Raw genomic sequence first — 2,131 nt, forward strand, 5'->3', positions numbered from 1 at the left:
GCCTTGCTTTTGCCAAATCGAGGTACGAAATTCATGAACTCAAAAATTTAAAATAGAAAACTCGTGAATAAAGCCAAGTTGTCCCGAAACAAGTTCGGGACAGGTAATAACGTCGGATTACAGACCAGACATGTTCTAAAATCCGACGTTTTGTACAATAGTGATAAATTAAAAGTAAAATCAAAAAAAGCATTATGGTTTAATATTCTGATTTACTTTAAATATATTATTTGGGTCGAACTTTTGTTTGATTTTTGCCAGTCTATCGTAATTGTGTTTATAACTGGCTTTAACGCGTTCTTGCCCTTCATCCATCATAAAATTAGAGTATGCGCCACCAGCTGAGTATGGATGCAAGGCATTAAAATAGTCCTTACACCAATTGGTGATTTTATTCGCGTTTTTAGGGTCGGGATCCACGCCTACATAAACACCAGCATATTTTGCATTTCTGTAAGCCCAAGGTGTATCTTCTGCTCCTACTCGACTTGCTGCTCCACTTATATGATACAAATGCATTTGAGATAATGGTGTTGGAATTTTAGATCCGAATTTTAAATGCTGCGCCGTAATTTCTGGCGTTAATTTGTTAAAGAAATCGGCTCTCCAATACCATTGCATTCCTGTTGGAAAGAACCCATCAAACATACTTTGTAAAGCAGGATAAGGCATTTCGCCAACATGAGCAAACACAGGATTAAGATTTAAAACCGTCTTAAATAAGTCGTTAAATGTATCGGCATCTCCTGTATAACACCAAACAATGGCACAAAACTGTTTGTTGTGTAATTCGGACGGAAATGGTGATTCTGGAACAATCATAGTCGCTATAAAACCGCTTAGATCGTCGGATGCATTTTGAATGAATCCATCATACCAAGCCATAATTTCCTCGACACGTTCTATTGGCCAAAAGGTTGGTCCCGCTATTACCGTTTTTTGAGGATGTGCTTGAAATGTAAAGGATGTTACCACTCCAAAATTTCCGCCACCTCCACGAATGGCCCAAAATAAATCGGTATTTTGTTTTGCATTGACTGTAACGAATCTACCATCGGCTAAGACCATATCTGCTTCTAATAGGTTATCTATGGTGAGTCCATATTTCCGACTTAAATAACCAACGCCGCCTCCAAGGGTTAAACCACCAACTCCTGTGCTTGATACCATGCCTGAAGGAATTGCTAAACCATATTCATGTGTGACAGCATCAACTTCGTTCCAAATATTACCGCCACCAACCTTAACGGTATTGTTTGATGTATTTACGTTTACATGTTTAATACCAGATAAATCTATAACTAAACCGTCATCACATAAACCTAAGCCACCGCCATTATGTCCGCCACCTCTTATGGCAATTAATAAATCGTTTTCTCTACCAAAATTTACAGATGCCATAACATCATCTGCATTTTTGCACATGGCAATTAAACCTGGATGTTTATCTATCATACCATTGTACACTTTGCGTGTTTCGTTATATGCCGCATCAGTTGGTAAGACCATGTTACCGTTTAATTGATTTTTAAAGGAACTTATTGTTTCTGAGTTTAAATCTTTTATTGTTTTCATGGGTATATTTTTAGTGGTTAACGGGTATAATTTTATTTTTTTGTAAACGGAATTAACATAGGTACATTTTTTTGGTATGCTTCGTAATCTTTACCATGCACTTTTCGTAAATCTTTTTCTTCTAAAAACTTGATTGCTATTAAAATGTATGCCGTAGTAATGACTGCAAAAAGTAAATGGCCTACTGTCATTAATGGTGTGGCCCAAAATGCAATGATAAATCCAAGCATTAAAGGATGCCTTACTATTTTGTATAAAAAATTGGTTTGAAATTTTGGCGATTGGGTAGTCCTATTTTTAAAGTTGTCGAATATTTGTGTTAAGCCAAACAATTCAAAATGACTAATCATAAATGTAGAAAGCAGAACAATGAGCCAGCCAAGAGCTGCTACGCCAATAATTATCCATACAAATAAGCTGTTGTCAATCTCCCAAACTACCGTATTAATAGGTTGCCATTTCCAAAATAGCAGTAAAAGTGCTAAACTTGATAATAAAATATATGTACTGCGTTCGGCTGGCTTTCCTATAATTTTAATCCACCAAGCTTTAAATG

At 36.2% G+C, this 2,131-nt stretch carries 2 protein-coding genes; both read right to left on the reverse strand.

Annotated features, from left to right (window positions below; all coding sequences use genetic code 11):
- Positions 1–192: 192 nt before the first annotated feature.
- Entirely contained in the window at positions 193–1,575 is a 1,383-nt protein-coding gene (locus WBN21_RS00840; protein WP_424197420.1) for an FAD-binding oxidoreductase, read from the reverse strand.
- Between the two features lie 32 nt (positions 1,576–1,607).
- Positions 1,608–2,131 (reverse strand): methyltransferase family protein (locus tag WBN21_RS00845; protein WP_424197421.1); only part of this gene is annotated, 524 nt, incomplete at its 5' end.

The organism is Algibacter sp. (assembly GCF_049667265.1).
In the GTDB taxonomy this organism is placed as follows: Bacteria; Bacteroidota; Bacteroidia; order Flavobacteriales; family Flavobacteriaceae; genus Algibacter_B.

What these genes read in the sequence shown, in the direction of transcription:
- WBN21_RS00840 (WP_424197420.1), bottom strand. Translation starts at nt 1,575, where the DNA reads ATGAAAACAATAAAAGATTTAAACTCAGAAACAATAAGTTCCTTTAAA.